A 25,013-nucleotide genomic window follows, 5' to 3' on the forward strand; every position below is an offset into this window, starting at 1 on the left:
GGCCAAAACCAACTCCAAATTACATTGGAAATATCTCTTCTCCCATTGCGGTCATGCTCTCCTCCAGCACAACTGCGAGGAATTTGTCGCACAGTTTTCAGGGGCGGGCAATGCCGAGTGCGGGTCCGCTTCTAGGCCGAAAGTCGATGTTGACCAGTGGAAACCGGCGCTTCGATCAAGCGCGTCCAGCGGCGTTTCGTATTCGGTCTCTGGTAAATGGCAAATCATAGAGGCGCTTGCCGACGGCATTTCTGATCGCGTTGGCGACAGCTGCCGCGGCAGGTCCCTGGGCGGCCTCGCCGGTGCCGAGGAAGGGTTCGCCGGGGCGCTCGATGATATTGACTTCGACACTGTCCGGCACGCTCGCAAAACGAAGGATCGGATAGCTCGACCAATCGGTGCTGGTGATCCTCGTCCTGTCGAATGCCACGGCCTCGTAGAGCGTCCAGCTGATCGATTGCAGAATGCCGCCCTGCGTCTGGTTACGGATGCCGTCCGGGTTGACGATCTCGCCGCTGTCGATAGCGGAAACGACGCGCACGACGCGCACGCGCCCGGTTTCCGGCTCGACTTCCGCTTCCATCGCCACCGCCAGGTAGGCGGCGAGGTTCTTGTAGCGGGCAAAGGCGAAGCCGCGTCCGCGATTCCTCGCCATTTGCGCCTTGTTCCAGCCGAAGCGCTCCGCAGCCAGTTCGATGACGGCACGCGCCCGCGGATCCTCCATGTGGCTGAGCCGGAATTCGACCGGATCGGCTTCGGCCATCAGTGCCAGTTCGTCGATCGTGCTTTCGATCGCAAAGACATTGGCATAGCCGCCCAGCGCCCGGAGCGCCGAGACGCGCAACGGCATGTCGGGCAGGAAGTGCCAGAGCACGCGCTTGTTTGGAATTGCGTAGAGCGGATTGGCGTTTCGGTCGCCGTTGCCTGAGGGGCTAATGTTGAGCTTGGCCGGCTCCGGCTGGAAGGCTTCAGCCTTGTGGCGTGCTGCGAGCAGCGCGCCGGCACCGCCGGGACGCGTGGAGTGCGTATTGCTCCAAAGATCATAGGCCCAGCTCGCGATCTTGCCTCGATCATCGAGTGTTGCGCTCACCTTCATCAGCATCGCGGGGCCATAGGGCTCCCAACTGTGCTCCTGCTCGCGCATCCACTGGACGCGCACCGGCTTGCCGGGAATTTTGCTGGCAATGAGCGCGGCATCGCCGGCCGCGTCGTCGGCACCATTGTGCCCATAACAGCCGGACCCTTCCATGTGGATGACATGGACTTTGTCTTCCGGCATAGCCAGCATCTCGGCGATCGCCTCGCGGTCGGGAAAGACCCCTTGCGTGTGCGACCAGACGTCCAACGTGCCATCCGCCTTCATGTGCGCGACGGCGCAGGAAGGGCCTATCGAGCCGTGGATCTGGTAAGGCCGCGTATAGGTCGCCTCGAACGCCTTGTCGTTAGACGAGAGCGTGCCGGCTTCAGCAACAGTTCCCACCTCGCGCTCGAGCCCCTGCAGCGTCGACGGCAGGTCGGTCTGGTCGGGCAGCGTCTCCTTCTCCTGCCACCGTGCTGCCGCCGCCAAGGCCCGCATGGCGCTCACCGCCTGGAACTCTTTCTCGGCGACGACAGCGAGGAAGTTGCCGTCGCGCACGACGGAAACGACGCCGGGCATCCCCTCGGCCGCGCCTTGATCGAGTTCCGTCAGCGTCGCTGCCGGGCTCGGGGGGCGCACGACGCGTGCATGCAGCATTCCGTCCAGGCGCAGATCATGCACATAGGCGGGCTGGCCCGTCACCTTCGCCGGGATATCGACGCGCGGGAGTGGCTTGCCCATCACGCGGAAGCTCCCGGGCTGCTTCAAGGCCGACTGCGGCTGCGCCTCCACGTGCAGCATCTGGCCCGAAACAAGCTCGCCATAGCTCGCGCGTCTCCCGTCCTTTGCCAGCACGGATTTGTTTTCGGCCCTGAGCTCCGCCGCGGCTACCCCGAAGCGCTTGGCGGCCTCCGCCAAAAGCAGCGCGCGCACCTGTGCCGCGGCGTTCCTGATGGCAGTGCCGCTGTTTTGCATCGACTGGCTGCCGGCCGTGAACCCTTCGTTGGGCGTGCGCCCCGTATCCGCCGTGACAAACTCGATCTCACCGGGATCCACCTCCAGTTCCTCGGCGGCAACCTGGAGAAGAGCCGTGCGGATGCCTTGGCCGAGCTCCGCCTTGCCGGTGAAGACGGTGACGGAATTGTCAGGGTCGACCCGGATCCAGGAATCAAGAAAGCGATCGTCGTCAAGGCTGCCGGGCAAGGACGCGGGCGGTGCCGGTGACGTCGCCGCCGGTGGCGTCGGCGCGGGCGCCTGGGCAAATGCGCGGCCGAGGGAAAAGCTGACGACCAGCCCGCCGGTGCCGGCGATCACGGTGCGGCGGGTGATTTCGTGCTGGAGAATACCCATCAACCTGCCCTCCCTTCATCAGGTTCAGGCAGCGACGCAGCCTGCATCAATTCGCCTGCCCGCCGGATCGCTGCCAGAATCCGCATATGCGTGCCGCAACGACAGAGATTGGTCGCCAGCGCCTCGCGGATCTCCGCGTCGCTGGGCCGCGCGTTCCGGCGCAGGAGCGCATGGGCGCTCATCATCATGCCTGGAATGCAGTACCCGCATTGCGCCGCCTGCACTTCGATGAACGCTTGTTGCAGCGGCCCGGGCTTGTCGATTGTGCCCAAGCCTTCGACGGTGGTGATTTCGCGGCCTTGCAGCAGCATGACCGGCACCATGCACGAAAGCACCGCTTCACCGTCCACCACGACGGTGCAGGACCCGCACTGGCCTAACCCACAGCCGTATTTGGCGCCGTTCAAGGCAAGTTCGCCGCGAAGGACGTAGAGCAGAGGCGTCGCCGGATCGACATCGACCTCGTGCGGGCTGCCGTTGACTGTCAGCAATATCGCCATCATCCCTCCTCGGCGCCGACATTGTGCGGCGCCCTTTCAATGCCGTCCGACGGCCGGATGGTCACCTTGTGCGCGCCGGAACGGGTATTGGCGATCAGGTCTACGAGACCGGCCCAAGGCTGCTCCTCGGAGAACCGCTCGCGCATGTAGGTGAGAACGTCGGCCACCTGCTGGTCGCTGAGCAGATGTCGGAAGGCCGGCATCACCGCACTCGCCTCGCCATCCGCGGGCGGAAGGCCGAACAGCACGACGTTGACGATGTTTTGCGGATTCGGCGCATTGACGGCGGTGCTCAGGTCGAAGTTCAGGCCTCCGAAGGGTTGGCGTCGCTGGCCCTCATGGCAGCTTGCGCAGGCGGCGACATAGATCGCCTCGCCGGGACTGCCGCCGGAAGCGTTCACGGGAGAACTCTGGCTGTCGGCCGCCTGTTCCCGGTAGTCCCCCTCGAACTGCTCGCGCAGCTGCGCCGCTCTTTGGCCGCGTTCGGGCGTGGCATCGCCCATGATCGATGTGACATAGGTGGCGATCGCCATGATATCGCTGTCTGGAAGAGCCGAGAGATTGCCCGTGACCTCGGCCATGGGCCCGCGCGAAACGCCGTGGAATTCATGCCAGCCGTTGCGAAGGTAAAAGGCAAGGCTTTGCTCGTCCCATGGTATCGGCGCCTTCGAATCCTTGTTGATCGCGTAGGCCTGCCAGCCCTCCGCCTCACCGCCGCCGAAGTAATGATCGCGATCTTCCGCGCCGAAAGCGTTTCGGGGGGTGTGGCAGGCGCCGCAGTGGCCGAGACCCTCGACAAGATAGCGCCCGCGCGTCCATGCCTCGCTCTGGCTGCTATCTGGTTCCATCTCACCCCTGTCGAAGAAGGCGAGCTTCCACGCGGCGAGCAGGGGCCTATACGTGAGCGGGAATGGCAGGTCGTTCCGGGGTGCTTCGGCCTTTACCGCGGGGCGCGTCATCAGGAAGGCATAGAGGGCGCGATTGTCCTCCACAGAGACGCGCGTGAAATGGTCATAGGGGAATGCTGGATAGAGATGGCTGCCCTTCCGATCGACGCCTTCGTTCATGGCACGCTGGAAGGCCTTTTCGCTCCAGCCGCCAATGCCGGTCTCAGGATCGGGGGTAATGTTGGTGGAGTATATCGTCCCGAAAGGCGTCGGCACCGCAAGGCCGCCGGCGAATGCCGGTTTTCCCGGAACAGTGTGGCAGGCGATGCAGTTGCCAAGCGCCGCCAGTTGCGCGCCCTTCGCGACGAGCTCCGGAGCGAACGTGGCCTGCGCTGCCGCGGCGTCCTCGGGAATTTCGGAACGCCACGCCAGAAAAAAGAAAGCACCCGCGGCCAGAACTATGGCCGCCGCGAAAACGATCACCACCCGCAAGGCCCACATCGCAGATCTCCGCCGATGGTGGGAAACGCCGCGCTTGCCGTTCGGTTCCGAAATGGTGAAATGACGTCTGCGTGAGTTCCGGAATGCCCGTGGTCTTCTTAACGAAGTTGGACCGCCTCATCCGTCGGTCCCACTTGGCTCCTTAAGTCTTCGGCGATTCGAGGACAAAAGATGCAGCAATTCAAAGTGCTACAGCGTCCGTTGCGCATCTGACAGGACGCGCGGCGCTGTCGTAGCGGCTCGGCCGCTGAGAGCCATAAGGCGTTGTGATTGTTCCAGACTGAGCGCACGGAGACTGGATGAAGGGGCGCCCGGGACGCCCCTCCATCCCCGATCACAGTTGCCGTCCTGCTGCTTAGGGGTACACCTCAAAGCCGGATATCCCAAAGCGAGAACTTCGCTTCCAAGAGCCCGCGCTCCCCGTCCGGCAGGCCGATATCGCGGCGCATGCGACCTGACAGATGGGAAACCTGGTTGGTCATCTGATGGTGTCTCCAGGCGGCCAGGATCAGCGCACGCGCGGTCTTCCAGACGCCGAATTTTCGGCACAGGTCGTCAGCCGTGGATGCAAGGGTGTCAGCAACTAAAAATTGTGCTTCACGCATGATTTTTCCGTCCCGGCGCGACAAGGCGGCCAGGTCCTCTCGAAGATCAAATGGACGTGCGGATGCGGACGCGGAAACGCGAACAGTCGCTCCGTCAGCCGGTCACGTCAGGTCAAATGGGAAAGCGCCAATCGGCGGAAATCCGGGGTTTAGAGACCCTGGAAGCAAAATCGGCTCGAGCTTGATGTGCAATACATCGTAGTGCTGTCAGCCGTCCCGCCAGAGAGGCGCATAATCACGAGAACAGGATTCATTTCACGCCTCCTCTGATTTGAATTGCGAGTAGAGTGACCATACACGAGCCCGACCGATCTGCAAAGTCACAATTTCGGATTGCAGAAATCACACCGGATCCGTTGCGAAACTGCAACAGTTTTCCGAGGGGCATTTCTGCGGCGCCGGCGAGCCGATCCTTTGGTCCATCGCCATTGCTTGTTTCGGTCGCGAGAGGTCAGCAGCTCAGTGGCTTCTCGCTGCCAGAGTGCTGCCTCCGCAGCGAAATCATGAGTGATCAGCGTCGTTCGCAAGAAGCGCATTGATCTCCGCCATTGTCGCTTCCGGTAGCGGTCCCTGCTCCAGCGCCGCCAGGTTTTCGCGCACCTGCGCCTCGGTTTTGAACCCGGGTATCGGAAAGGTGTTGGGCGAGCGGGCAAGGATCCAGCCGAGTGCGCCTTGCGCCAAGGTCCGGCCGCCGCCCTGCAGGAGTTCCCGCACCCGCGCAAGGCGGTCGAGATAATCGGCACGCGGCCGTCCGTCCTCAAAGAACCGCACCCAGCCATGACCGGCCGCGCGCACATCGCTTGGAGGCAACTGCGTTTGGGGGCTGAACTTGCCGGTCAGGAACCCCATCGCCAAGGGCGACCGATTGAGGCTGGCGAGGCTGTTGCTTTCACACATCGCCAGCATGTCCGGGCCATCCGTGAAGACGTTCAGTTCCTGCTGAACCGCGACGAAATGCGGGAACTCCACCATTCGCTTCGCGGCGGCAGCGTTGTCGGTGCTCCAGCCCCAGAAGCGGATGGCACCTTTTTCCGCCAGTTTTTCAAGCGCCTCGCCGGCTGCATCCGCCTGATCGTCCGGAACCTCCCCGACATGGATCTGGTAGAGGTCGATATAGTCGGTCGCAAGACGCGCGAGCGATGCTGCGCAGGCCTGTTCGATGTAGGCGGGGCTGACATCGGTGCCGACGAGGGCGCGGGCGGCGCGATCATAGGTGTATCCGAACTTGGTTGCTATGACTGCATTACCTCTTCGCCCACTCAGCGCTCGCCCGATCACCTCCTCGCTGTGCCCGGTTCCATAGGCATCGGCCGTGTCGATCAGCGACGCTCCCATCTCGAGCCCGAGATGAATGGCCCGGATCGACTGTTCGTCGTCGATCTCTCCCCAACCGTCCGGCTTCCCGTCGAGCATGAAATGGCCTCCGATCGCCCAGCAGCCCAGCCCGATGGGTGCGGCCGACAGGCCGGAGCGGCCCAATGGTCTGCGGTTGACCGCCGAGATGTCGCTGGCAAGCATGGCATTCCTTTCCCGTCGTGGAGCAATGCCGGTGACTATGCCACCGGTCGCGTGGCGATCAGAAGCCTCGATTCCGCAAGAGGTTTTTCAGTAGTGAAAAACGGCTGGCGCGACGCACCGTTGCGTCCGCTGCCTGCTATGCAAAGCGGCGGCGCCCTTGTGCGATCACGGCGCCGCGGCAGTGTCGCGGGTTGATCTATCCCGCCTTCAGTGCCAGGCGCTTGCCGGTTGCGATGAGGCGTGCCGCCGCATAGGTCTGGGTGACGATCTCCGGAACGAGATCGATATCGGGCAGGCTGCCCACTCCGAGCGGCCCGATCGCAAAGAGGTTCGGCGTGCGGCCACCATTGCCGAGCACTTCTCCGGTGGGGCTGACGGCAAGTCCGAGTTCGAGCTCGTCCGGCACGGCCAATCCGCCGGCAAAGAGGCTCTGGAACAACGGGGCCTGAAGGTCCGGCGCCGAGCAGCGGCAGTCGATCACCTGGTCGGCTCGCAGCAATTCCTCCTCCGACTGACCGGACCAACGCACCATCAGTCCTTCCGGCACGCGCCGCCCGGCCCATCCGCAGCAGAGCACGGTTCGCCCTTCGGCAAGCTCCTGCCGCAAGCGAGCGTGTACGGCCGCCGGCAGGCGGTTTCTGTGGCTGTCGTAGATGGCGCGCAGATGCCGGTTGAACTGGCGCTTCTCCCGCGCGGGAAGTGCCTGCCACAGCGAACGAGCGCGGCGGCGAAGCCCGTTCATCGCAGATTGCCAGCTCTGCCCCTTGGCCTCGGCATCGGCGCAGGCTTTGCGGACGAACCGCACGATCTCCCTGAGCGTCGACGGCATCGGGTCGACCGGGAAGCTCGGCGCCGCCGACAGCCGCGTATGCGTCTGCGGCAGGAAGCCATGCCGCGACAGCAGCGTGATCCTGCCGGCGTAGCCGCCGTCGCGCATCTGGAACAACTGGTCCACGACGCGAATGCCGCTGCCGAGCAGGACCGCGTGGCGCGGATCGACGAGCCGGCGGGCTCTCACGACCGGCTGCGCCTCATCGGGGATCTCGACGTTGCGAGCCCTTACGCCGAAACCCGTCGCGAGTACGACGACGTCGCTTTCGTCGGTCCCGCCATCGTGAACGAGCGCGAAGCGGCCCGTGGCGAGCTTGCGCAGGGCGTGAACCGGCTCATGCGAAAACTTCACCGTGATATCGGACCGGCGCGCAAGCGCCTCGGAAAAGCGCTGATGGACATAGTCGCTGAAAATACCCTTGGGCACGAAAATCTGCTGGAAGCCTGGGATGGCCGCCGGCACCGCCGCACGGAACTCGCCGTTGGCGCAAAGCCAGTCGTTGAAGTCGTCGGGCTGCCCGGCGGCAACCGACAGGTCACGCACGCGGCTATTCAGGATCTCCATGCTCTGCGCCGAAGACAGGGCCTGCCCGCCGCTGATCGACGGGTGCGGATCGTACATGGTCAAATGGAAGGAGACGCGGACAGACTTCATGAGCGCGATCGCCATCATGATGCCCGAAAATCCACGCCCGATGATGGCAATCTCTGGCTTCGACGACAGGCCGCCCGCCATGGGCCGCTTCGCCGCAAACAATCCGTGCACAGTCATGTGAGCTCCTTTGCGCCTCGGCCGCAGCCGGACCAGTCATGGGCAACCCCTACGCAGGACCTTGAGACACACAAATAGCTGCCGTTTGAATTTTCAGGGATGTCTGGACTACAGCGCGCACGTCTCACCGGACGCTGTAGCACTTTGAATTGCTGCACGTTTTATCCTCAAATCGACTAGGATTCGAGGATACTTGCAGTAGCCGCACGCCTCCCGGGAAGTCTCCGCTCCTTTGGCTGGCCGTCCTTATACGGGATAGTCTATCAAGTTAGTATTTTATGACAAAGGGGCCGATCATCAAGCTTTTTGTTCGGCCGCTCGTTTCAGCAGGGCGCCGCCGAATACCGCAGCGCGCTCTTTCCGATTGAAATCAAATGACGATTGCGCCTCGCCAGCGGCACACCAAAACGGCTTCACCCCTGGCGCGATCATAACGCCCTCTGCTGCAATCCAATCGATATTTGGCGGATGAAACGAAACGGTTCATGCTTCATACTATGAAAGAGGATCGATGCGGGCGAAGCAAAGAAAGTTCAATATCCATAAATTCTATAGAACAGGCTTTCTTACCCGGTGTAAGGTGATCGTTCAGTGATACGGTCCAACGTCGGGCGGGTCGCGGGAGATGCGGCTTCCGCCGGCAGCGGAGTTCTTGGAGTCGATTGCGACGGTCCTGGATGGAGCGATCCAAGCTTGTCGCGATCCATGGAGGATCGATATGGGAACCATCTCGCAGTTCGCCGACAAGACCAGGCCGCCCGCGCAGCGCATCGAGAGCGAAGAGGAAGCCCTGTCGGTTGCGAGAGAACTGGCAAGCCGGTTTGCGGACCGTGCGAGCGAACGCGACCTGGAGCGCGTTCTTCCCTATGAGGAACTCGATCAGCTCGCGCAATCCGGCCTGCTGGCGATCAGCGTTCCATCCGACTATGACGGGATCGATGTTTCGAACGCCGTGCTTGCCGAGGTCGCTGCGATCCTCTCGGAGGCCGACAGCTCGATTGGCCAGATTCCCCAGAACCACTTCTATGTGCTGGAGGCGCTCCGTCACGACGGGACGGAGGAGCAGAAGAAGTTCTTTTTCGGCCGTGCGCTTGCCGGCGACCGGTTCGGCAATGCGCTTGCCGAAACCGGGACGAAGACCGGCGGCCATTACAACACGCGGCTTAGCGAAGATGGCGCCGGCTATCGCATAAATGGCCGCAAATATTATTCGACCGGTGTTCTTTTTGCCGATTGGATCGCGGTGTTCGCGCTCGATCCGGCCGACCAGCTCACCATGTCTTTCGTCCCGCGCGGCACCGACGGTGTCCAGATCATCGACGACTGGGACAGTTTCGGGCAGCGCGTCACCGGCAGCGGCACGACCGTCTTGCAGAACGTCTACGTGAATACCGGATCGGTCGTCAGGCATCATCGCGGCTTCGAACGCCCCGGCACCATCGGTTCCGTCGGCCAGATCATCCATGCCGGCGTTGATCTCGGCATCGCACGCGCCGCCTTCCGGGAAACCGTCGACTACGTCCGCAACAAGGCCCGGCCCTGGGTCGACAGCGGCGCCGAGCGGGCGTCGGAGGATCCGCTGACGATCGCCCGTATCGGCGAGATCGCCATCCGCCTGGAGGCGGCCACGGCGGTCGTCGAACATGCGGGAAAAAAGGTCGACGTCGCCCAAATCGATCCGACCGAGCAACACGCAACCGAAGCGAGCCTCGCCGTTGCCGCTGCCAAGGTCCTGACGACCGAGATTGCGCTTGACGCCAGCAACACACTCTTCGAACTAGCCGGCACTGCGTCGACGAAGGTCGCGCTCAATCTCGACCGCTACTGGCGCAACGCGCGCACCCACACGCTGCACGATCCAGTGCGGTGGAAATATCACGTCGTCGGCAACTACCACCTCAACGACGTCAAGCCGCCGCGAAATGGCTCGCTTTGATTGATTTCGCTCAGTGAGGCCGAGGTTCGCGGACGCGAAACGTACCCGAAGGGGATGGGAATTCCGGAGACAAGGGCGCGGAGATCGGAAAAGGCCTCAGCCGGCTTCGCTGCGAAGCGGCGCCACGGTCTCTTCCTTCTCACCCTCGTCCTTCTCACCGTGGGCGAACTGTTCGAGCGTCATGTTGTCGAGGATTCCCGCCATGGCATCACGCACGACCACCATCGAGCGCCGCACGTGACAGGTTTCCGGGTCCTGACAGTCGTCGCAGGCCTCGAAAGCGGTGCGGCTGGCGCAGCGGATCGGCGCGAGCGGGCCATCGAGGGTACGAATCACCTGGCCGACGCGGATTTCGGCCGCCGGACGCGCCAGCGAATAGCCGCCGCCGGGACCCTTCTTGGAGCGAAGGAAGCCCGCGTTCCTGAGTTCCAGCATGATCGTGTCGAGGAATTTCTTCGGCAAATTGTTTCGCACGGCGATATCGGTGATGAAGGCCGTTTCCCCGGGCTGAAGCTGGGCAAGGTCAACCATTGCCTTCAGACCGTATTTTCCTTTTTTTGTCAGCATGAGACATCACCTTCGGCAAGGATTTTTTGCCGGCGGCCGCCCAGCGGGCGTCGCGCCGCTCACACGTTTACGGGGGCATGTTAGATATAGGTTATATAGATCAGCTGCATTGCGGCGGCAAGAAATCATTCAGTTCGCAGATAGATTTACTGTGAAGCCCGCCATGGTCGTAACACCCTGGCCAGCTCGCAACGACAGAGGCGGCGACGAACGCTCCGGATGGACGGAAACCCGCCCGTAGTGCGCGCCGCAACGGCCTCCGCCCCGTTATTCAGGCGAGGAGAGCTGTTTGGGAAGGTGTGTAACGACCTCCCGTCCGCAACCGCGATGTTTCAGAAGTTTACAGAATTTTACCGCTTTAATGAGAGCCGTGAAGTGCCAGCGCTGACTCTACCTCTTGCAGCCGCACGGACCGAAGGCGCCCAAAAGCAGCGCTGATGGCCGCGGCGGGACCGGCGGTCAGGCGGCCTGAATGGAATCGTCGACGATGACGACCGGCCGGCCCATGGAGCAGGCCTCGACGCGGGCTTCGACGCGATAGACGGATTTCAGCATCTCGGTCGTGATCACATCCGGCGTCGGGCCGCTGGCGACCACCGATCCGTTGCTGATGACGATGGTGGCGTCGCAATAGCGCAGCGCGTGGTTGAGGTCGTGAAGCGCGATCAGCACCGCCATGCCGGATTGCGCCGACAGCCGCTTCATGAAGCCGAGCACCTCGATCTGGCGGAAGAGATCGAGCGCCGATGTCGGCTCGTCCATCAGCAGCACTTCCGGCTTGCGCACCAGCGCCTGCGCGATCGAGACGAGCTGTCGCTGGCCGCCGGAAAGTTCACCGAGGCCGCGGAAGGCCAGATCATCGATCCGGAGCGCCGCAAGCACCCGATCGATTTCCTTGAGTTCGCCGTCCTTGACCTTCCAGCCGGATCCCTGCTTGGCCGAAAGCAGTACCGACTCGTAGACGGTCAGCACAGCATTCGCCCCGGTGTCCTGCGGCATGTAACAGATCGCCGCAGGTCCTTTCACCGTGTCGGAGAGATGGACAAGGCCGGGGCCGGCGGCGAGGCCGGCGATGCGCTTGAAGAGCGTCGATTTACCGGCAGCATTCGGACCGATCACGGCGGTCAGGCCACCACCCCGTAACATGCCCGTATTGATGTCGGACAGCACCACGCGCCGGCCGTATGTCGCGCCGACATCCTCGAGCGTCAGGGCTACCATGACCGTCTCCTGTTGGTGAAAATCAGCACGAAGAAGAAGGGAACACCGACGAGCGCCGTGATGATGCCGATCGGCAGCACCGCGCCGGGGATGAGCATCTTGCTGACGACGGACGTCACCGAAAGCAGAAGCGCACCGCAAAGAACGGAAGCCGGCAGGAAGAAGCGCTGATCCTCGCCGACCAGCATGCGGGCGATATGCGGCCCCACCAGACCGACGAAACCGATGGTGCCGACGAAGGAGACGGGGATTGCCGCGAGCAGGCTGACCGTCAGCATGGTTTCGAGCCGCAGGCGGCGGACATTGATGCCGAAGCTCGCCGCCTTGTCGTCGCCAAGTCTCAGCGCCGTCAGCGCCCAGGCGTGGCGCGCAAAGAGGGGCACGGCGAAGACGAGCACAGCGCCGGTGATCCACACCTTCGGCCAGGTCGCCTTGGTGAGGCTGCCCATTGTCCAGAACACGACGGCGGCGAGCGCCTGCTCGGAGGCCAGATACTCAAGCAGCGACAGCGCCGCGTTGAAGGTGAAGACAAGCGCGATGCCGATGAGCACGATCGTCTCGACGGTCACGCCGCGCATGGTCGAAGCGAAATGGATGAAGAGTGCCGCCACCATCGCCATCAGGAAGGCGTTGATCGGCACCATGTAGTGAACCGCGACGGGAAAGAGCGCGACCCCGGCGACGAGGCCAAGTGCCGCGCCGAAGCCGGCGGCGGCGGAAATGCCGAGCGTAAAGGGGCTCGCCAGCGGGTTGGCGAGGATCGTCTGCATCTGCGCGCCCGCCACCGAGAGCGACGCACCGACAGTGACCGCCATCAGCGCGATCGGCATGCGGATGTCCCAAATCACCACGCGAAGCTGGTCGCCGACGGCCTCCGGGCGGAACAGGGCCGCCAGCACATCAGTGAGCGGATAGTTCGCCGGCCCGAGCGCCATGTCGACCGCCACCGACACGAAGAGCGCCGCGGCGAGGCAGGAAATCAGCATCAACCGGCGTAGCACGAGGGCGCGGTAACGCCCGCGTCCCTCAATGCCGGAGAATTCCCCCACGGCCGCAACCATCATTCACCCCCTTGCGGAAGCGAGACGAAATAGCCCGGGCGATAGGCGACCGGCAGGAATTTCTCGTGGAACTCGCGGAACGTGCGATCCGGATCGATGTCGGCGAAAAGCTCCGGGTGGAACCACTTGGCAAATTGCTGGATCGGCACGAACTCGTAAGGCGCTCCGTAGAACTGGTGCCAGACGGCATGCACCCTGCCCTCTTTCACCGCCGTGAGCGTGGTGAAGCCCGGCCGCCGCATCAGGGCTGCCAACCTTTCCCGTGCTGCCGCCGGATCGGCGCCGCGGCCGACATTGACGAACTGGTTGACGTCGGACTCGGCCGCCCAGTTGCTGCCGGTGATAATCACGTGGTCCGGATCGGCGACGACGAGTTGTTCGGGGTTGAGGTCAACGAAGGTTGTTGCGGCAACATCCGAGCCGATATTGTGGCCACCCGCCTTTTCCACCATCTCGCCGAAGTTTGCGGGCCCGAACGTCCTGCAGCAGGCGGTTTCACCGGTGATGCCCGGCGAGCGTTCGATGAAGACCTTCGGACGCTTAATCGCGCCGACGGCCGCCAGGCGATCGGTCACCAGCGCGATCTGGGCCTGACGCCACGCGATGAACTCCTTCGCGCGTTCCTTCGCGCCAAAAAGCTCGCCGAGAATTTCGACGGATTTTACGCTGTTCTTCGCCGGGTCGACGCGGAAGTCGAGAAAGACGACGGCGATGCCGGCCGCGGCTGCCTTTTCGATGAAGCCGGATTCCTCGACCGCCTGCTGCGCTTCGAGATTCAGCGTCAGTACGTCCGGCTTCAGCGCGATCGCCGCTTCCAGGCTGAAATCGCCGCTCGGGATATAGCCGAACAGCGGCAGGTCCGCGATTGTCGGAAAGCACTCGCGATAGGCCGTGTAGGAATCCGGATCTTTCTTGATGAGATCGTCGCGCCAGCCCACGATCGTGTCGAAGACGCGTTCGCCCTTCAGTGCCGCCGCCACATGAATCTGCCGCGCCTCGCCAAGCAGCACCCGCTTCGCCGGGAGTTCGAGCTCGATACGGCGACCGGTAACGTCGGTGATTTCCGCGGCGATCGCCGGCGCAGCGATGGACACTGCCACGGCGACCAGCGCCGGGAAAAGTTTCTTGAACAGCGACATGTGCAAACCCTTGATAGGCGCGCCGAAGAGCCGGCCTTCCCTTCGGCGCCCAATCCTTATTGACCGACATTCAGCGAGACGAAGTAACCGCCCTTGTAGGGAAGCGGCAGGAAGCGCTCATGCAGTTCCTTGAAGGTCGCCTCGGGATCGAGATCCTTGAAGAGGTCCGGGTGCAGCCACTTGGCGATCTGCTGGACGGCGACGAACTGATAGGGGTTGTTGTAGAACTGGTGCCAGATGGCATGGACATTGCCGTCCTTGACGGCTTTCACGCCGGTAAAGGCCGGACGCTTGGTCAGGTTCTCGAGCTTGCGGCGTGCTTCCGTCTCGTCGGCACCGTAGCCGACGCCGACCCAGGCGCCGCCTGGCACGTAACCCTGCCAGTTGCCGCCGGTGATGATGATCTGATCCGGGTTCGCGGCGATGATCTGCTCCGGATTGACCGTGCCGAACGTCCCCGGAATGATGTCCTTCGCCATGTTCACGCCGCCGGCGAGTTCGACCATCTTGCCGAAATTCTCATTGCCGAAGGACATGCAGCAATCGTCGGAATAGCCGCCGGCGCGTTCGACGAAGACCAGCGGCTTTTTCGCCTCGGCCTTGGCGAGCACCTCGGTCACCCTGGCGATGCTGTCGGCGCGGAACTTGATGAACTCCTCGGCCTTTTGCTCCTTGCCGATGAGCTTGCCCATGATGCGCATGCTCGGCTCGGTGTTTTCCATCGGCTTCTCGCGGAAGTCGACGTAGACGAGCGGAATGCCGACCTTGCCGAGCTTTTCGATGTAGCCGGCCTCCTCCGTCGCCGTCTTGGCGTCGACATTCATGAGCACGACGTCCGGCTTAAGCGCCACGGCCTGTTCGATGTCGAACGTTCCTTCCTTCATGCCGCCAAAAGCCGGCAGCTTGGCGATATCCGGATATTTGGCGAGATAGGCGGCATAGCTTTCGGGATCGGCCTTTGACAGGTCGTCGCGCCAGCCGACGACGCGCTTGAAGGGCTCTTCCCGGTCGAGCGCGGCGAGGAAATAGATCTGGCGCCCTTCGCCGAGAATCACGTGCTCGACCGGTACCTCGACCTCGACGTCCCGGCCCGTGACGTCCCGGACCTTGACCATTTCAGCCAATGCCGGGGCCGAAAAAAGGACGCAAGAAACCATGGCGGCGGTGGCCACCCTGTTGAAAAGCCTCATTGTTCTTCGCTCCGCTGAAAAATCTGCGCGATCTAATATTTCATGACTTTATCAGTCAACATTTATCTTTTAGAACGCTTCCAAACCTGCGGTTTAGGGAATCGGAATGAGCGACGTGACAGAGCGCCGGAACTATAATCTTCGCGACGAAATCAAGGCCTATTGGTCGGAGCGCGCGGCAACCTTCGACCTTTCCCCCGGGCATGAGATTTTCTCCGAGGAAGAGCGTGCGGCGTGGCACCGGCTGATCCGGCGACATCTCGGCGACGGCGAAGGCCGCATGGCGCTGGACCTTGCAAGCGGCACCGGCGTCGTCTCGCACCTGCTTGACGATCTCGGCTTCCGGGTGACCGGCCTCGACTGGGCCGACCCCATGCTCGAGCGCGCGCGCAGCAAGGCACGCGAGCGCCGGCGCACGATTTCGTTCCGCATGGGCGACGCCGAAAACACGATGGAGCCGGACGATCATTACGATGCCGTCGTCAACCGACATCTGGTCTGGACGCTTGTCGACCCGGCCGCAGCCTTTGCGGAATGGCTGCGCGTCTTGAAGCCGGGCGGCACGCTGCTGATCGTCGACGGCGACTTCGTCAATACGAATGCGCTGGAGCGGCTGTTCTCAAAGCTCAGCGCCTGGGGCCAGCGCGCCGGGCTTCTCAAGGCGGACACGCCGTCCGGCTCGCGCCAGATGATGGAGACCCACAAAAGCATCCTCTCCCGTGTCCACTTCTCGCAAGGCGCGCGAGCCGAAACAGTGGCCGACATTCTTCGGAAGGCGGGATTCGTCGACGTCGAGATCGATACCGATCTCCGCGAAATCCATCGGACGCAGGCGCCAAACTGGAACGTCTTCAAGGCACTCGCGCGCAAGAGCCAGCACCGCTACGCGATCCGGGCAAGCAAACCGGCGAGCTGAAAGAGGGCGAATGATTTGGGCAAAGCCGGGTCGAACGTAACCCGGCGCCGATTTCGTGAAGCTATCGTTCTTCCGCCTGTTCGGCGAGGCGCTTCAGCCCGGGGATGTCGCAAAGGACGAGCTTCTGCCTGCCGCCCTGGACGAGACCGCGTCCCTCCCAGGCGCTCAAGATTCGCGAGACGGTGTGCAGTGTCGTGCCGGTCATCTCGGCGATATCCTGCCGCGAGATCGGGAAATCGATGCGCACCCCGCTCTGTTCGCGGCGGCCGGCCTGTTCGGCAAGCCGCAGCACCGCGTGCGCAACCCGCCGTTCGACCTCCTCGGTCGACATTTCGCGGATTCGGGTATGTGCCTCGTCCAGCCGCTGGCCGATCGTATGCATGGCATTGACGGCGAGATGCGGGTTCATCTCGACGAAGACGTTCCAGAGCTCCGTCGGCCACGCAAGCACCAGGCTTTCGGTCGCCGACGTCGCAGTTCCGGGATAGTCGTTGCGCTGAAGTGCGCGGGCAAAGCCGAAGAGGTCACCGGGATTGACGACGCGAACGATGATCTGCTGGCCGTCCCGCGTCACCTGGGTGACCTTCAGGCGTCCATGCAGCAGCAGGTAGAAGAATTCCGCCGTGGCGCCCTGCTCGAACACCGCCTCGTTCTGCGGAACGCGCCGGACGGTCGCGTGCGCCAGCAGCTGGTCGAGCTCCTGGTCGCTCATCTTCTGAAACAATGGGAGTGATTTTACGAGTGTTCGGTCGAGCGCGGCCACGTCGTTCCTTGTCTTCTGCCGTTCGGATATGGCGGCTGCTATATCATACAGCACCGGAGCAAGAAAGGACCGTCCCGCGCCCGTGTCGTCCGCGCAGGCCTCAATGCCGGCGCGGTCGGCATGCACGCTGTCACACCGCACCCGCGCGACGCCGTTCATAGGCATAGAGCATACGAGCGTACCAGCGATCGTCACGCACGAGGCGGAAGCCGAGATTGTCCGGCGGGACGCCAACGGCGCAGCCGCCGCTCTTCGGCTCGCGCACGAAGAAGCTCATCGAGGCGCGGTGCTTGCCATCGACGACATAGATGCCGCAGGCCGGCTGTTCCTTCAGCACCTCGCCGCGATCACCGATCGTCACCCGGCGATGGCAGGTTCTGGTCCATTCCCAGACATTGCCGCCGACATCGGCCACGCCGTACTCGTTCTCGCCGAACGTGCCGCGCGGCTGCGGGTGCGGATCGGGCGACTTCTGGCGGCTTGACTCACGCTCGTAGTCGGCGAGCCAGCGGAGGGCCGGATTGTCGCTTTCGGCATCGATCCCCAGTGCATCGTCCGGAAATTTGCTGCCGGCGGCAAAGGCCCATTGCTCGTCGGTCGGAAGCCGCCAGACCTCTCCGGTCTGCGCCGTAAGCCACCTGGCGTAGCTCTCTGCGTCGCTGTGGTTGACGCCCGTGACCGGCACGTCCTCACCGCCACCCCCGGCCTCCGGCGCCTGGCAGGCGCCATCCTCGACGCAACGGCGATATTCACCGCGACTGACCTGGTACTTGGTGATCGCGAACGGCGCCGCGAGCGCGGCATCGACCAGCGGCGCGTCGACGGCCAGACCCCGTTTCAGGAAGTGCCCCTCCGCGCGATAGCGCATTTGCCTCGGCTCGATGATAACGGTCTCCGGCCCTTGGATCACAAGGCCGGAGACCGGCCCCACCGGATCGAACAGGCCGAGTTTCGCCGACAGTGTGACGCCGAGTGCGACGAGCAGAGCCGCCGGCACAGTCAGCGAGAGAATCGAGGGCGAAGTTTTCCGGTTCTTCTTGCTCATGGCTTGGTTTCCGGATGGGACATTGTCGCTGCCGACGCGGGGAGATTTGATGCGGCCCCGCAGCGGCGCTTCGTAAGTATCAGCTTACATCGACGCCGGCTTGACCACAGCCGTCATCAGGTCGTCGTTCCATTCGCCGGTCACCTTGAAGTGACCCGCCGCGCCGAGCTCGAACGCTTCGATCAGGTTATGGTTGACGTAGGCATAGATGCCGGGTTGGCGGAACGTGTAGAACGCAGCACCGGCCGTGCCACCGGGGATAAGCCAAGTCTCCTGGTCCAGATCGGGCGGGTTGCGGAACTTGCCGGTCGCCCAGACGTAGTCACCATGCCCGCCGATCAGGTGCGGCCGCGTGTCGCGGTTCGCCTGCGAATGGATGATCAGCACCCGTTCGCCGACGGCCGCGGTCAGCGCGTTCTCGCCGGTAAGCGCCCCCACGGCACCGTTGAAGACGACGTGCGTCGGGGTCAGCGTGCGCATGGCCTTGACCGTGTCCTCGTAGGCTTCGCCGGGGGTTTCGTACTTCTTGTAGTTGCCGGCCTCGTCGCGCGGCACGTAGAAATCCTGCTCGCCGACATAGTAGATGCGGTCATAGGTGAGGGCCTGGCCCTTTTCGTCCTTGAGACCCTCGCGCGGCAGCACCATGATCGCGCCGTTCATACCCGAGGTGACGTGCCAGGGCACCATGCCTTCCGGCGCGCAATGGTAGACGAACACGCCCGGCTTGGTTGCCTTGAAGCGCAGAACTGCCTCTTCGCCGGGATTGACTTTCGTCAGGCCACCGCCGCCGAGCGCACCGGTTGCCGCGTGAAAGTCGATATTGTGCAACAGCGTGTTGGTGTCCGGGTTGATCAGCGTGAGTTCGACATAGTCGCCTTCGTGCACGACCATCAGCGGGCCCGGCACCGAGCCATTGAAGGTCATGGCGTTGATTTCCGTTCCGTCGCCGTCGATCACGAGTTTCTTTTCCTGAATGGTCATCGTGAATTCAACGATACGGGGACCGGTCTTGGCCACCTGATCATGGGCATGGACGAAAGGCGGCTTGACGAGCTCCACCTTCACCTTCACGCGCGGCAAGGTCGAGATGTCGACCGGCGGAGTGGCCGCCGCGGCCGCGGGCGCCGCCTGCGCCGTCGCCGTCTGCAGGAGTGGCGTCAAGGCGCCTGCGAAAGCCGCGCCGGCAAGAACCGTCCTGCGAGTCATCTGAAGTTGTTCACTCATCATCGCTCTCCTTGGGCGTGATCGCGACACCGGAATTGTTGTCCTAAGATCACGCCAATATTCAACGTGTTACGGTTGCCATTGCCCCCACGGCCGGCTCACCGTTGCTTTGACCGCTCTTTTTTCAGCGTTCGTATTCCAAGTAGAACCAGATGCCACCGACATCTTTGTCTTGGAACAAACGTTTCTTGGCGCCGTCCATATTTTGGGAAATTCCCCTGCGCACTTTGTCGCACCCCCACCAATACTTGCGATTTGGCAAAGCGCGCCAATACTTGCGTTTTCGCAAAGAATGGACCTCCCCCCATGGTACTCGGTGCCATCTCGATATCGTTCGGGATCCCCGCAGACAGGATCGGACAATGTTTCATATGCGCAGCAAATCGCCGCCCCGTGGGGGCATACCGCGCGGGCTTGCCACTACCGGGCCCGTCCTTTTCTCCTATGGCTTCAGGCCGTTCTTTCTCGGGGCAGGCCTCTGGGCCATCGGCGCGATGGCCGCGTGGATCGCCGCACTGACCTCGGGCATCGATATCGCGGGGAGTTATGGTGCCGCGCACTGGCATGCCCATGAAATGTTGTTCGGCTTCTCGTCCGCCGTGCTCGCCGGCTTCCTCCTGACGGCGGTTCCGAACTGGACCGGCAGGCTTCCCGTGTCGGGTCTGCCGCTCGCCGGGCTCTTCGGCCTCTGGCTCGCGGGCCGGCTGGCGCTGCTCGCAACCGATCTGCTCGGGCTGACACTGGCGGCTGTGATCGAAGCACTGTTTCTTCCGACGCTACTGGCGATCTGCGCGCGCGAGGTGATCGCGGGACGGAAATGGAAGGACCTGAAGGTCGTCGGCGGATTGGTGTTGCTGTCGTGCGCCAACGTCCATTTCCACCTCGCCGTGCTAACCGAAGCCAACGTCGATACGGCGGCAAGGCTGGCGATCGGGGCATATGTCATGCTGATCATGATCGTCGGGGGACGAATTCTGCCGAGCTTCACGCGCAATTGGCTCAACAAGCTCGACCGTACTGATTTTCCGACGCCCTATAATCGCTTCGACATGGTCGCCATCCTGGCGGGCATCGCGGCGCTCGCCTCCTGGGTGCTGGCGCCGGAGCATCTCCTGACCGCCGCAATCGCGACGGTCGCATCCTTGCTGCATATTGCCCGCCTGTTTCGCTGGCGCGGCTGGACGACCTACCCCGAGAAGCTGCTCGTGGTGCTGCACGTCGCCTACGCCTTCGTGCCGCTCGGATTCGCCGGGATTGCCGCGGGCGCGCTCGGCGCACTCGGGGAATACCCGGTGATGCACATCCTGACTGTGGGCGTCATCGCGTGCATGATGCTGGCGGTGATGACGCGCGCAAGCCGCGGACACACCGGCCGGCCGTTGACGTCGTCGCCGATCACCAACGCATCCTACGCGGCGATCATCGGAGCGGCGCTGCTGCGGCCTTTCGCGGAAGTCGTGCCGTCCTATTACCACGTCCTGGCCGCCATATCGGGCGCCTTGTGGATAGGCGCATTCATGCTGTTCTGCCTGGAATACGGGCCGATGCTGGTGCTCAACCGCCGCTCGCCGCGCGGCGCAGCCTGAGATCCGCACCAAGCCGACATCGGGAGCCCGGCCGAAGGAACCTCGGCTAGGCTCTTACTGTTTGAGGCGCAGCAGCGCCTTCCGCGCCTCCTCGGCCAGGGGGTGGTCCGGGTGGCGGCGAATGAAGCGTTCATAGGCCTCGACCGTGTTCTTCGCCTTCACCCGCTCGAACTCGGACCTGACGGCTGCCTCGGGATCCGGAGGCTTCTGCATCTCTACTCCGCCTGCTTTCGTCGCACCTTGCACCGAGGTCGACAGGCCGATCGCCAGAATCGCCAAGCCGACCTGTTTCAGTAATCCGCGGAGGGCCACAAAAATGTCTCCAATTTTAACCATCGGCTTATAAGAATCGTATCTCGCGGCGGCTATTGTCCCGGACGCGAGCTTCCAGGCTTTACAGCGCCGCGCGACTTATCAGACGCGCAAAGGACGCTGTAGCACCTTCAAGTGCTGCATGTTTGCTTAAGTCGGCGACGATTCAAGCAAACATGCGGTAGACGCCATTACGTCAAGAGTGGGAATTTGCATGAGCGGAACGGCCAAATCCATCAAAATTGTGAAGCCAAGCGGGAACAGCCTGATTGACGGGGTGCTCTCGAACGTGGCGTGGAACGGCACGATTACCTATGCCTTTCCCACAGCTACCAGCAGCTACAGCTACAGCGGGGAAAAGAACAGCGGCTTTGCCGCCGTATCGGCCGCCCAGAAAAACGCCGCACTTTTCGCGATGGAACAATCCTTCGGTTCCGCCGCCAATGACGGCTTCTCGGTCGAGGGCTTCACCAACGCCAGCCTCGCCCTCGGCAGCGCCAACAACGCGACAGTCCGTTTCGCGCAGTCGAAGGTGCCGAGCACGGCCTACGCCTATTATCCGGGTAGCAATGCCGAAGCCGGTGACGTCTGGTTCGGCACCGCCTATGCGGGCACCGTCAACGACTATCGCACGCCGGTCGCTGGAAACTACGCCTGGCATACGCTGCTGCATGAGCTTGGCCACGCACTCGGCCTGTCGCACGGGCACGAGGCCGACGACTTCGGGGCGCTGCCCGCGCAGTACAATTCGATCGAATATTCGATCATGACCTACAGCGGCTTCGTCGGCTCCGGCAATGCCTACTGGTATGAGCGCTACGGAGGGCCGCAAAGCTTCATGATGGCCGACATCGCCGCGTTGCAGGAGATGTACGGCGCCGACTTCACCACCAACAGCGGTAACACCGTCTACAAGTGGACACCGGGTAGCGGCGCCACGCTGGTGAACGGCGCGACCGCCATCGCCCCGGGCGCCAACCGGATTTTCGCGACAGTCTGGGATGGCGGCGGCACCGATACCTACGACCTCTCGGCCTACAAGACCGGGCTCAAGGTCGATTTGCGCCCCGGCCAGGCTTCAACCTTCAGTGCCGACCAGCTCGCTTATCTCGGCGGCGGCCCGAACGACGGCTTCGCACGCGGCAACATCTTCAATGCCCTGCTTTATCACGGCGACACGCGCTCGCTGATCGAAAACGTTCTGGGCGGATCGGCCAACGATTCGATCATCGGCAACCAGGCTGCCAACACGTTGCGCGGCAATGCCGGCAACGACGCACTGAGCGGCGACCGTGGCAACGACTTGCTCGACGGCGGCGTCGGCAATGACAGCCTTTATGGCGGCGCCGGCGCGGACAGGCTGACCGGCGGGACCGGAGCCGATCGGTTTCTCTTCAAGTCACTCGCGGAAACGACCGTCGCCACCACTGGCCGCGACACGATCTACGACTTCGTCGCCTCGCAATCGGACAGGCTCGACCTCTCGGCGATCGATGCCAATACTGCGGCGACGGGGAACCAGGCATTTGTCTTCGTCGGAACAGCCGCTTTCTCCGGCGGCAAGGGCGAGCTGCGCTACGACCGCGCGGCCTCCGACACCTATATCTACGGCGACGTCAACGGCGACAGGAAGGCGGATTTCGCCATCCACCTCGACGATGCCGTTGCCCTGCAGAAGGGTTACTTCATTCTCTGAGCGGCTAACCTCGCTCGATGAAGCGCCGACCGTAATTCAAAGTGCTACAGCGTCCTTTGCCCGTCTGGCACGACGCGCGGCGCTGTAGCCCACGCTGCCTCTCATCGCCCGTATGGCACTACAGCCGTAGCCATCCTGTCCGGCGTCCATGGCGGCTCGTAGGTCAACCGCACCTCTGCATATTCGACGCCGGGGACATACCAGACGCAGGTCTGCACCGCCTCCTTGAGAAAGGCCGTCGCCGGGCAGCCCTTTACCGTCGTCGTCATGGTGACGCGCACGACGCCGCCCTCCAGCACCTCGATGCCATAGATCAGGCCGAGGTCGACCACGTTCGATCCCAGTTCCGGATCGATGACGATCCGCAGCGCCTCGCGGATGCGCTCGACCAGTTCCTCCATATCAGGCGCCGACATGATGATCCGGCTTTCCGACGCGAATGAGGATGCGATAGATCTCGCCGGTCGCATCGAAGTTTCCGGCCCAGCGATGACCGCGCTTCGCGAGTTCGGGATAGAGAAACAGCGGCTCCCGCGCGAGCAGGGCAAAGAGCACTTCGCCGACTTCCATCTTCTCGAGCGCGGCGAGGACGCGCACCATCGGCTCCGGTGGATCGAGATCGGTCAGGTCGAGCTGGCGTGTCGGATCCGGCCATCCGTCCAGGTTCATGTCCCCGCCCGACACACGAATGTCGTCGACCTGCTCTTGCGGTCTGAACAGCACGGCCCAGTCGCCGTTTCCGAGGGCCTCCTCCTGGTGGGAAAACCCGCGCCCGGCCATGACGCTGAAAAGCGGCACCGGCCGGAACGAGGCGATGAGTCTCAAGGCCTGCCCGGGGACGAGGTTGTCGACGGCGTTCATGATCACCGGAAAGGGATCGCCGCCGCCGCGCAATATCGGCCGAACGTCAAGTTCATGGGGTTCTATGGTCATGGTTGTCTCCATAACTGGAAGGATGGCAGGAAGAGGTGCGGACGTTGAGCACCTGTCGGCAAGCGGAGGCTGGCTGGCACGTTCGAGAGCCGCCGTGCCCGGGTAAACTCAAGGACAAGCACCAAGATTGCGACCAATTGACAAAGGCTGGCAAGCCGGAAAAGCGGTTCCGCGCCGACAGAGAGACCGAGAGTCGCGATCAGCACCGATGCATAAAACGCGCGGAACCAACGGAGCGCCCGCATTTCGACGACCAGATCCTGCACGCGCGGCGTCGCGGTGCGGCCGAGTGCCGGACCATAGCATTCGAGCCAAGTCATGAAAGGGATGATCTTGTAGAGTTGCGCAAGGCCCATGCCCGTCAGCCAACCGAAAGCGACGAGATAAACGAGCGAGCCGATACCCTGTTCGATGCGGCCGGTCACGAGCAGTCCAACGAAAAGAACCATGGCGGCAGCAAGCGCGCCAAAGGCGCCGATGCTCGCGCGGATGTTGAGCTCGATTTCCCGCCTCCTCCGCTCCCTGTAGATCCGGAAGATGTCACTGGCATAGACCACGACCGCAAGCACGCCAAGAAAGGCCGCAAGGAGCAACAAAGCGAAACGGCCGACCGAGCCCGCCAGAATAAGCGGAATGCCACCGGCTACCAGGCCAAGCGCACCGCTGCCGGACAGCCAGACGATCCTGCTGCTGCGGCGCTCCCCATCCGGCGAAAGCATGAACATGGTCAGGAGACGATAGCTGACGCCCATCGTTGTAAAGGTCAGCCAGCCGCCGAGGCCGAGTACGGCATGGAGCGAGACCCCTTCCAATGTGAGAGCGATCGCAGCATCGGCTCCCGCCACGCCGCCGAGGACGAAGGCATAGGTTCCGCCGAGCAGCACCGTTACGACCAGCGCGCCGAGGCCGATGACGACGAACCGCGCGGTGAGCGGCAGCGGCCGCGCGCGCCATAACGTCGCCGCGAAGGCGAACCCGATCAAGGCAAAGCCGGCTATCGTCAGAACCGCCGCCACCGGCAGCACGATCGGCGGCAGATCGATACTGCCGGAAAGACCCACGAAACCGAGGACCAGGCCGGCGATGCCGGCTACGAGAAGCACGAGCGCAGGAAGGGCGAGATGGGTGCAGCAAAGCGGCCGTCCGACAAGGACCGGCACGAATTGCAGCAGCGCGCCCGCCATCAGCAGGCTCAACCAGCCGAGCGCGATCGTGTGAACCAGCGCCAGGGTTTCGGGCGCCTCCATCGCGGCGGCGGGATAGCCGTAGCCGAGGACCATCATCGTCTCGCCGATCACAAGAAAGGCGAGCGCGGCAGCGAAATAGGACATGGTCCAGCGAGAAAGCGTGGCCCCGAACATCTCGATTCACCTGGTTGACCG

At 63.1% G+C, this 25,013-nt stretch carries 22 protein-coding genes; 4 read left to right on the forward strand and 18 right to left on the reverse strand.

Annotated elements, in window-relative coordinates; genetic code table 11:
* Positions 1-175 precede the first annotated feature (175 nt).
* The 6 genes from FKV68_RS32535 to FKV68_RS32560 all read right to left on the reverse strand — a co-directional run bounded on the left by FKV68_RS32535 (position 176) and on the right by FKV68_RS32560 (position 8,042).
* On the reverse strand, positions 176-2,428 hold the full coding sequence (locus tag FKV68_RS32535) for a xanthine dehydrogenase family protein molybdopterin-binding subunit (RefSeq protein WP_180943008.1): 2,253 nt from the start codon (positions 2,426-2,428) through the stop codon (positions 176-178).
* On the reverse strand, positions 2,428-2,928 hold the full coding sequence (locus tag FKV68_RS32540) for a (2Fe-2S)-binding protein (RefSeq protein WP_180943009.1): 501 nt from the start codon (positions 2,926-2,928) through the stop codon (positions 2,428-2,430). The genes FKV68_RS32535 and FKV68_RS32540 overlap by 1 nt, the downstream gene beginning before the upstream one ends.
* Positions 2,928-4,316, reverse strand: coding sequence for a cytochrome c (locus FKV68_RS32545; RefSeq protein WP_180943010.1), 1,389 nt, complete (start codon positions 4,314-4,316; stop codon positions 2,928-2,930). The genes FKV68_RS32540 and FKV68_RS32545 overlap by 1 nt, the downstream gene beginning before the upstream one ends.
* A gap of 368 nt (positions 4,317-4,684) precedes the next feature.
* Complete coding sequence (locus FKV68_RS32550) at positions 4,685-4,921, reverse strand: DUF1127 domain-containing protein (protein ID WP_180943999.1); 237 nt, start codon at positions 4,919-4,921, stop codon at positions 4,685-4,687.
* 501 nt (positions 4,922-5,422) lie between these two features.
* A complete protein-coding gene (locus FKV68_RS32555; protein WP_180943011.1) occupies positions 5,423-6,439 on the reverse strand; it encodes an aldo/keto reductase in 1,017 nt (338 codons plus the stop codon).
* A 196-nt stretch (positions 6,440-6,635) separates the two neighbouring features.
* The gene (locus FKV68_RS32560) at positions 6,636-8,042 is read right to left on the reverse strand and encodes an FAD/NAD(P)-binding protein (RefSeq protein ID WP_180943012.1); all 1,407 of its coding nucleotides are present in this window, start codon (positions 8,040-8,042) and stop codon (positions 6,636-6,638) included.
* Positions 8,043-8,760: 718 nt separating this feature from the next.
* Here FKV68_RS32560 and FKV68_RS32565 point away from each other — a divergent pair.
* Positions 8,761-9,978 carry an SfnB family sulfur acquisition oxidoreductase gene (locus FKV68_RS32565; RefSeq protein WP_180943013.1) on the forward strand — a complete coding sequence of 406 codons (1,218 nt, stop codon included), beginning with the start codon at positions 8,761-8,763 and terminating at the stop codon, positions 9,976-9,978.
* A gap of 96 nt (positions 9,979-10,074) precedes the next feature.
* Here FKV68_RS32565 and FKV68_RS32570 read toward each other — a convergent pair whose 3' ends face one another.
* The 5 genes from FKV68_RS32570 to FKV68_RS32590 all read right to left on the reverse strand — a co-directional run bounded on the left by FKV68_RS32570 (position 10,075) and on the right by FKV68_RS32590 (position 15,156).
* Positions 10,075-10,545: an RrF2 family transcriptional regulator gene (locus FKV68_RS32570; protein WP_180943014.1), complete on the reverse strand. Its 471-nt coding sequence runs from the start codon at positions 10,543-10,545 to the stop codon at positions 10,075-10,077.
* Between the two features lie 459 nt (positions 10,546-11,004).
* Positions 11,005-11,766 (reverse strand): ABC transporter ATP-binding protein, encoded by a 762-nt coding sequence (locus FKV68_RS32575; protein WP_180943015.1) that lies wholly within the window; start codon positions 11,764-11,766, stop codon positions 11,005-11,007.
* The gene (locus FKV68_RS32580; RefSeq protein WP_180943016.1) at positions 11,760-12,830 is read right to left on the reverse strand and encodes a FecCD family ABC transporter permease; all 1,071 of its coding nucleotides are present in this window, start codon (positions 12,828-12,830) and stop codon (positions 11,760-11,762) included. The genes FKV68_RS32575 and FKV68_RS32580 overlap by 7 nt, the downstream gene beginning before the upstream one ends.
* A complete protein-coding gene (locus FKV68_RS32585) occupies positions 12,827-13,966 on the reverse strand; it encodes an ABC transporter substrate-binding protein (protein WP_180943017.1) in 1,140 nt (379 codons plus the stop codon). The genes FKV68_RS32580 and FKV68_RS32585 overlap by 4 nt, the downstream gene beginning before the upstream one ends.
* 56 nt (positions 13,967-14,022) lie before the next feature.
* Positions 14,023-15,156, reverse strand: a complete 1,134-nt coding sequence (locus FKV68_RS32590) for an ABC transporter substrate-binding protein (protein WP_180943018.1) — start codon at positions 15,154-15,156, stop codon at positions 14,023-14,025.
* Between the two features lie 106 nt (positions 15,157-15,262).
* On the opposite strand from FKV68_RS32590, the gene FKV68_RS32595 reads away from it, so the two are divergent.
* Positions 15,263-16,072: a class I SAM-dependent methyltransferase gene (locus tag FKV68_RS32595; RefSeq protein WP_180943019.1), complete on the forward strand. Its 810-nt coding sequence runs from the start codon at positions 15,263-15,265 to the stop codon at positions 16,070-16,072.
* Between the two features lie 61 nt (positions 16,073-16,133).
* On the opposite strand, the gene FKV68_RS32600 is transcribed toward FKV68_RS32595, so the two are convergent.
* From FKV68_RS32600 to nirK, 3 genes are all read right to left on the reverse strand, one after another.
* Complete coding sequence (locus FKV68_RS32600) at positions 16,134-16,835, reverse strand: Crp/Fnr family transcriptional regulator (protein ID WP_342454802.1); 702 nt, start codon at positions 16,833-16,835, stop codon at positions 16,134-16,136.
* Between the two features lie 130 nt (positions 16,836-16,965).
* Entirely contained in the window at positions 16,966-17,880 is a 915-nt protein-coding gene (locus FKV68_RS32605) for an SUMF1/EgtB/PvdO family nonheme iron enzyme (protein WP_180943020.1), read from the reverse strand.
* Between the two features lie 84 nt (positions 17,881-17,964).
* Entirely contained in the window at positions 17,965-19,104 is a 1,140-nt protein-coding gene (gene nirK, locus FKV68_RS32610) for a copper-containing nitrite reductase (RefSeq protein WP_180943021.1), read from the reverse strand.
* Positions 19,105-19,466: 362 nt separating this feature from the next.
* On the opposite strand from nirK, the gene FKV68_RS32615 reads away from it, so the two are divergent.
* Entirely contained in the window at positions 19,467-20,690 is a 1,224-nt protein-coding gene (locus FKV68_RS32615; RefSeq protein WP_180943022.1) for an NnrS family protein, read from the forward strand.
* Positions 20,691-20,744: 54 nt separating this feature from the next.
* Here FKV68_RS32615 and FKV68_RS32620 read toward each other — a convergent pair whose 3' ends face one another.
* Positions 20,745-21,002 (reverse strand): hypothetical protein, encoded by a 258-nt coding sequence (locus FKV68_RS32620; RefSeq protein WP_180944004.1) that lies wholly within the window; start codon positions 21,000-21,002, stop codon positions 20,745-20,747.
* Positions 21,003-21,216: 214 nt separating this feature from the next.
* Between FKV68_RS32620 and FKV68_RS32625 the strand changes: the two genes are divergently transcribed.
* The gene (locus tag FKV68_RS32625) at positions 21,217-22,698 is read left to right on the forward strand and encodes a M10 family metallopeptidase (protein WP_180943023.1); all 1,482 of its coding nucleotides are present in this window, start codon (positions 21,217-21,219) and stop codon (positions 22,696-22,698) included.
* 101 nt (positions 22,699-22,799) lie between these two features.
* Here the strand turns inward: FKV68_RS32625 and FKV68_RS32630 are convergent, their stop codons facing one another.
* From FKV68_RS32630 to FKV68_RS32640, 3 genes are read right to left on the reverse strand one after another with little or no spacing between them, the layout of a single operon-like run.
* Positions 22,800-23,114: a metal-sulfur cluster assembly factor gene (locus tag FKV68_RS32630; protein WP_180943024.1), complete on the reverse strand. Its 315-nt coding sequence runs from the start codon at positions 23,112-23,114 to the stop codon at positions 22,800-22,802.
* On the reverse strand, positions 23,101-23,631 hold the full coding sequence (locus tag FKV68_RS32635) for a DUF2249 domain-containing protein (RefSeq protein ID WP_180943025.1): 531 nt from the start codon (positions 23,629-23,631) through the stop codon (positions 23,101-23,103). Before FKV68_RS32635 ends, FKV68_RS32630 begins: the two co-directional genes overlap by 14 nt.
* Positions 23,628-24,992 (reverse strand): hypothetical protein, encoded by a 1,365-nt coding sequence (locus FKV68_RS32640; protein WP_180943026.1) that lies wholly within the window; start codon positions 24,990-24,992, stop codon positions 23,628-23,630. Before FKV68_RS32640 ends, FKV68_RS32635 begins: the two co-directional genes overlap by 4 nt.
* Between the last annotated feature and the right edge of the window lie 21 nt (positions 24,993-25,013).

Source organism: Sinorhizobium mexicanum (genome assembly GCF_013488225.1).
In the GTDB taxonomy this organism is placed as follows: domain Bacteria; phylum Pseudomonadota; class Alphaproteobacteria; order Rhizobiales; family Rhizobiaceae; genus Sinorhizobium; species Sinorhizobium mexicanum.

Bases quoted from the DNA above. Each gene is read 5' to 3' on its own strand.
- FKV68_RS32535 (WP_180943008.1), bottom strand. From the start codon at position 2,428: ATGGGTATTCTCCAGCACGAAATCACCCGCCGCACCGTGATCGCCGGC.
- FKV68_RS32540 (WP_180943009.1), bottom strand. From the start codon at position 2,928: ATGGCGATATTGCTGACAGTCAACGGCAGCCCGCACGAGGTCGATGTC.
- FKV68_RS32545 (WP_180943010.1), bottom strand. From the start codon at position 4,316: ATGTGGGCCTTGCGGGTGGTGATCGTTTTCGCGGCGGCCATAGTTCTG.
- FKV68_RS32550 (WP_180943999.1), bottom strand. From the start codon at position 4,921: ATGCGTGAAGCACAATTTTTAGTTGCTGACACCCTTGCATCCACGGCT.
- FKV68_RS32555 (WP_180943011.1), bottom strand. From the start codon at position 6,439: ATGCTTGCCAGCGACATCTCGGCGGTCAACCGCAGACCATTGGGCCGC.
- FKV68_RS32560 (WP_180943012.1), bottom strand. From the start codon at position 8,042: ATGACTGTGCACGGATTGTTTGCGGCGAAGCGGCCCATGGCGGGCGGC.
- FKV68_RS32565 (WP_180943013.1), top strand. From the start codon at position 8,761: ATGGGAACCATCTCGCAGTTCGCCGACAAGACCAGGCCGCCCGCGCAG.
- FKV68_RS32570 (WP_180943014.1), bottom strand. From the start codon at position 10,545: ATGCTGACAAAAAAAGGAAAATACGGTCTGAAGGCAATGGTTGACCTT.
- FKV68_RS32575 (WP_180943015.1), bottom strand. From the start codon at position 11,766: ATGGTAGCCCTGACGCTCGAGGATGTCGGCGCGACATACGGCCGGCGC.
- FKV68_RS32580 (WP_180943016.1), bottom strand. From the start codon at position 12,830: ATGATGGTTGCGGCCGTGGGGGAATTCTCCGGCATTGAGGGACGCGGG.
- FKV68_RS32585 (WP_180943017.1), bottom strand. From the start codon at position 13,966: ATGTCGCTGTTCAAGAAACTTTTCCCGGCGCTGGTCGCCGTGGCAGTG.
- FKV68_RS32590 (WP_180943018.1), bottom strand. From the start codon at position 15,156: ATGAGGCTTTTCAACAGGGTGGCCACCGCCGCCATGGTTTCTTGCGTC.
- FKV68_RS32595 (WP_180943019.1), top strand. From the start codon at position 15,263: ATGAGCGACGTGACAGAGCGCCGGAACTATAATCTTCGCGACGAAATC.
- FKV68_RS32605 (WP_180943020.1), bottom strand. From the start codon at position 17,880: ATGAGCAAGAAGAACCGGAAAACTTCGCCCTCGATTCTCTCGCTGACT.
- nirK (WP_180943021.1), bottom strand. From the start codon at position 19,104: ATGAGTGAACAACTTCAGATGACTCGCAGGACGGTTCTTGCCGGCGCG.
- FKV68_RS32615 (WP_180943022.1), top strand. From the start codon at position 19,467: ATGTTTCATATGCGCAGCAAATCGCCGCCCCGTGGGGGCATACCGCGC.
- FKV68_RS32625 (WP_180943023.1), top strand. From the start codon at position 21,217: ATGAGCGGAACGGCCAAATCCATCAAAATTGTGAAGCCAAGCGGGAAC.
- FKV68_RS32630 (WP_180943024.1), bottom strand. From the start codon at position 23,114: ATGTCGGCGCCTGATATGGAGGAACTGGTCGAGCGCATCCGCGAGGCG.
- FKV68_RS32635 (WP_180943025.1), bottom strand. From the start codon at position 23,631: ATGACCATAGAACCCCATGAACTTGACGTTCGGCCGATATTGCGCGGC.
- FKV68_RS32640 (WP_180943026.1), bottom strand. From the start codon at position 24,992: ATGTTCGGGGCCACGCTTTCTCGCTGGACCATGTCCTATTTCGCTGCC.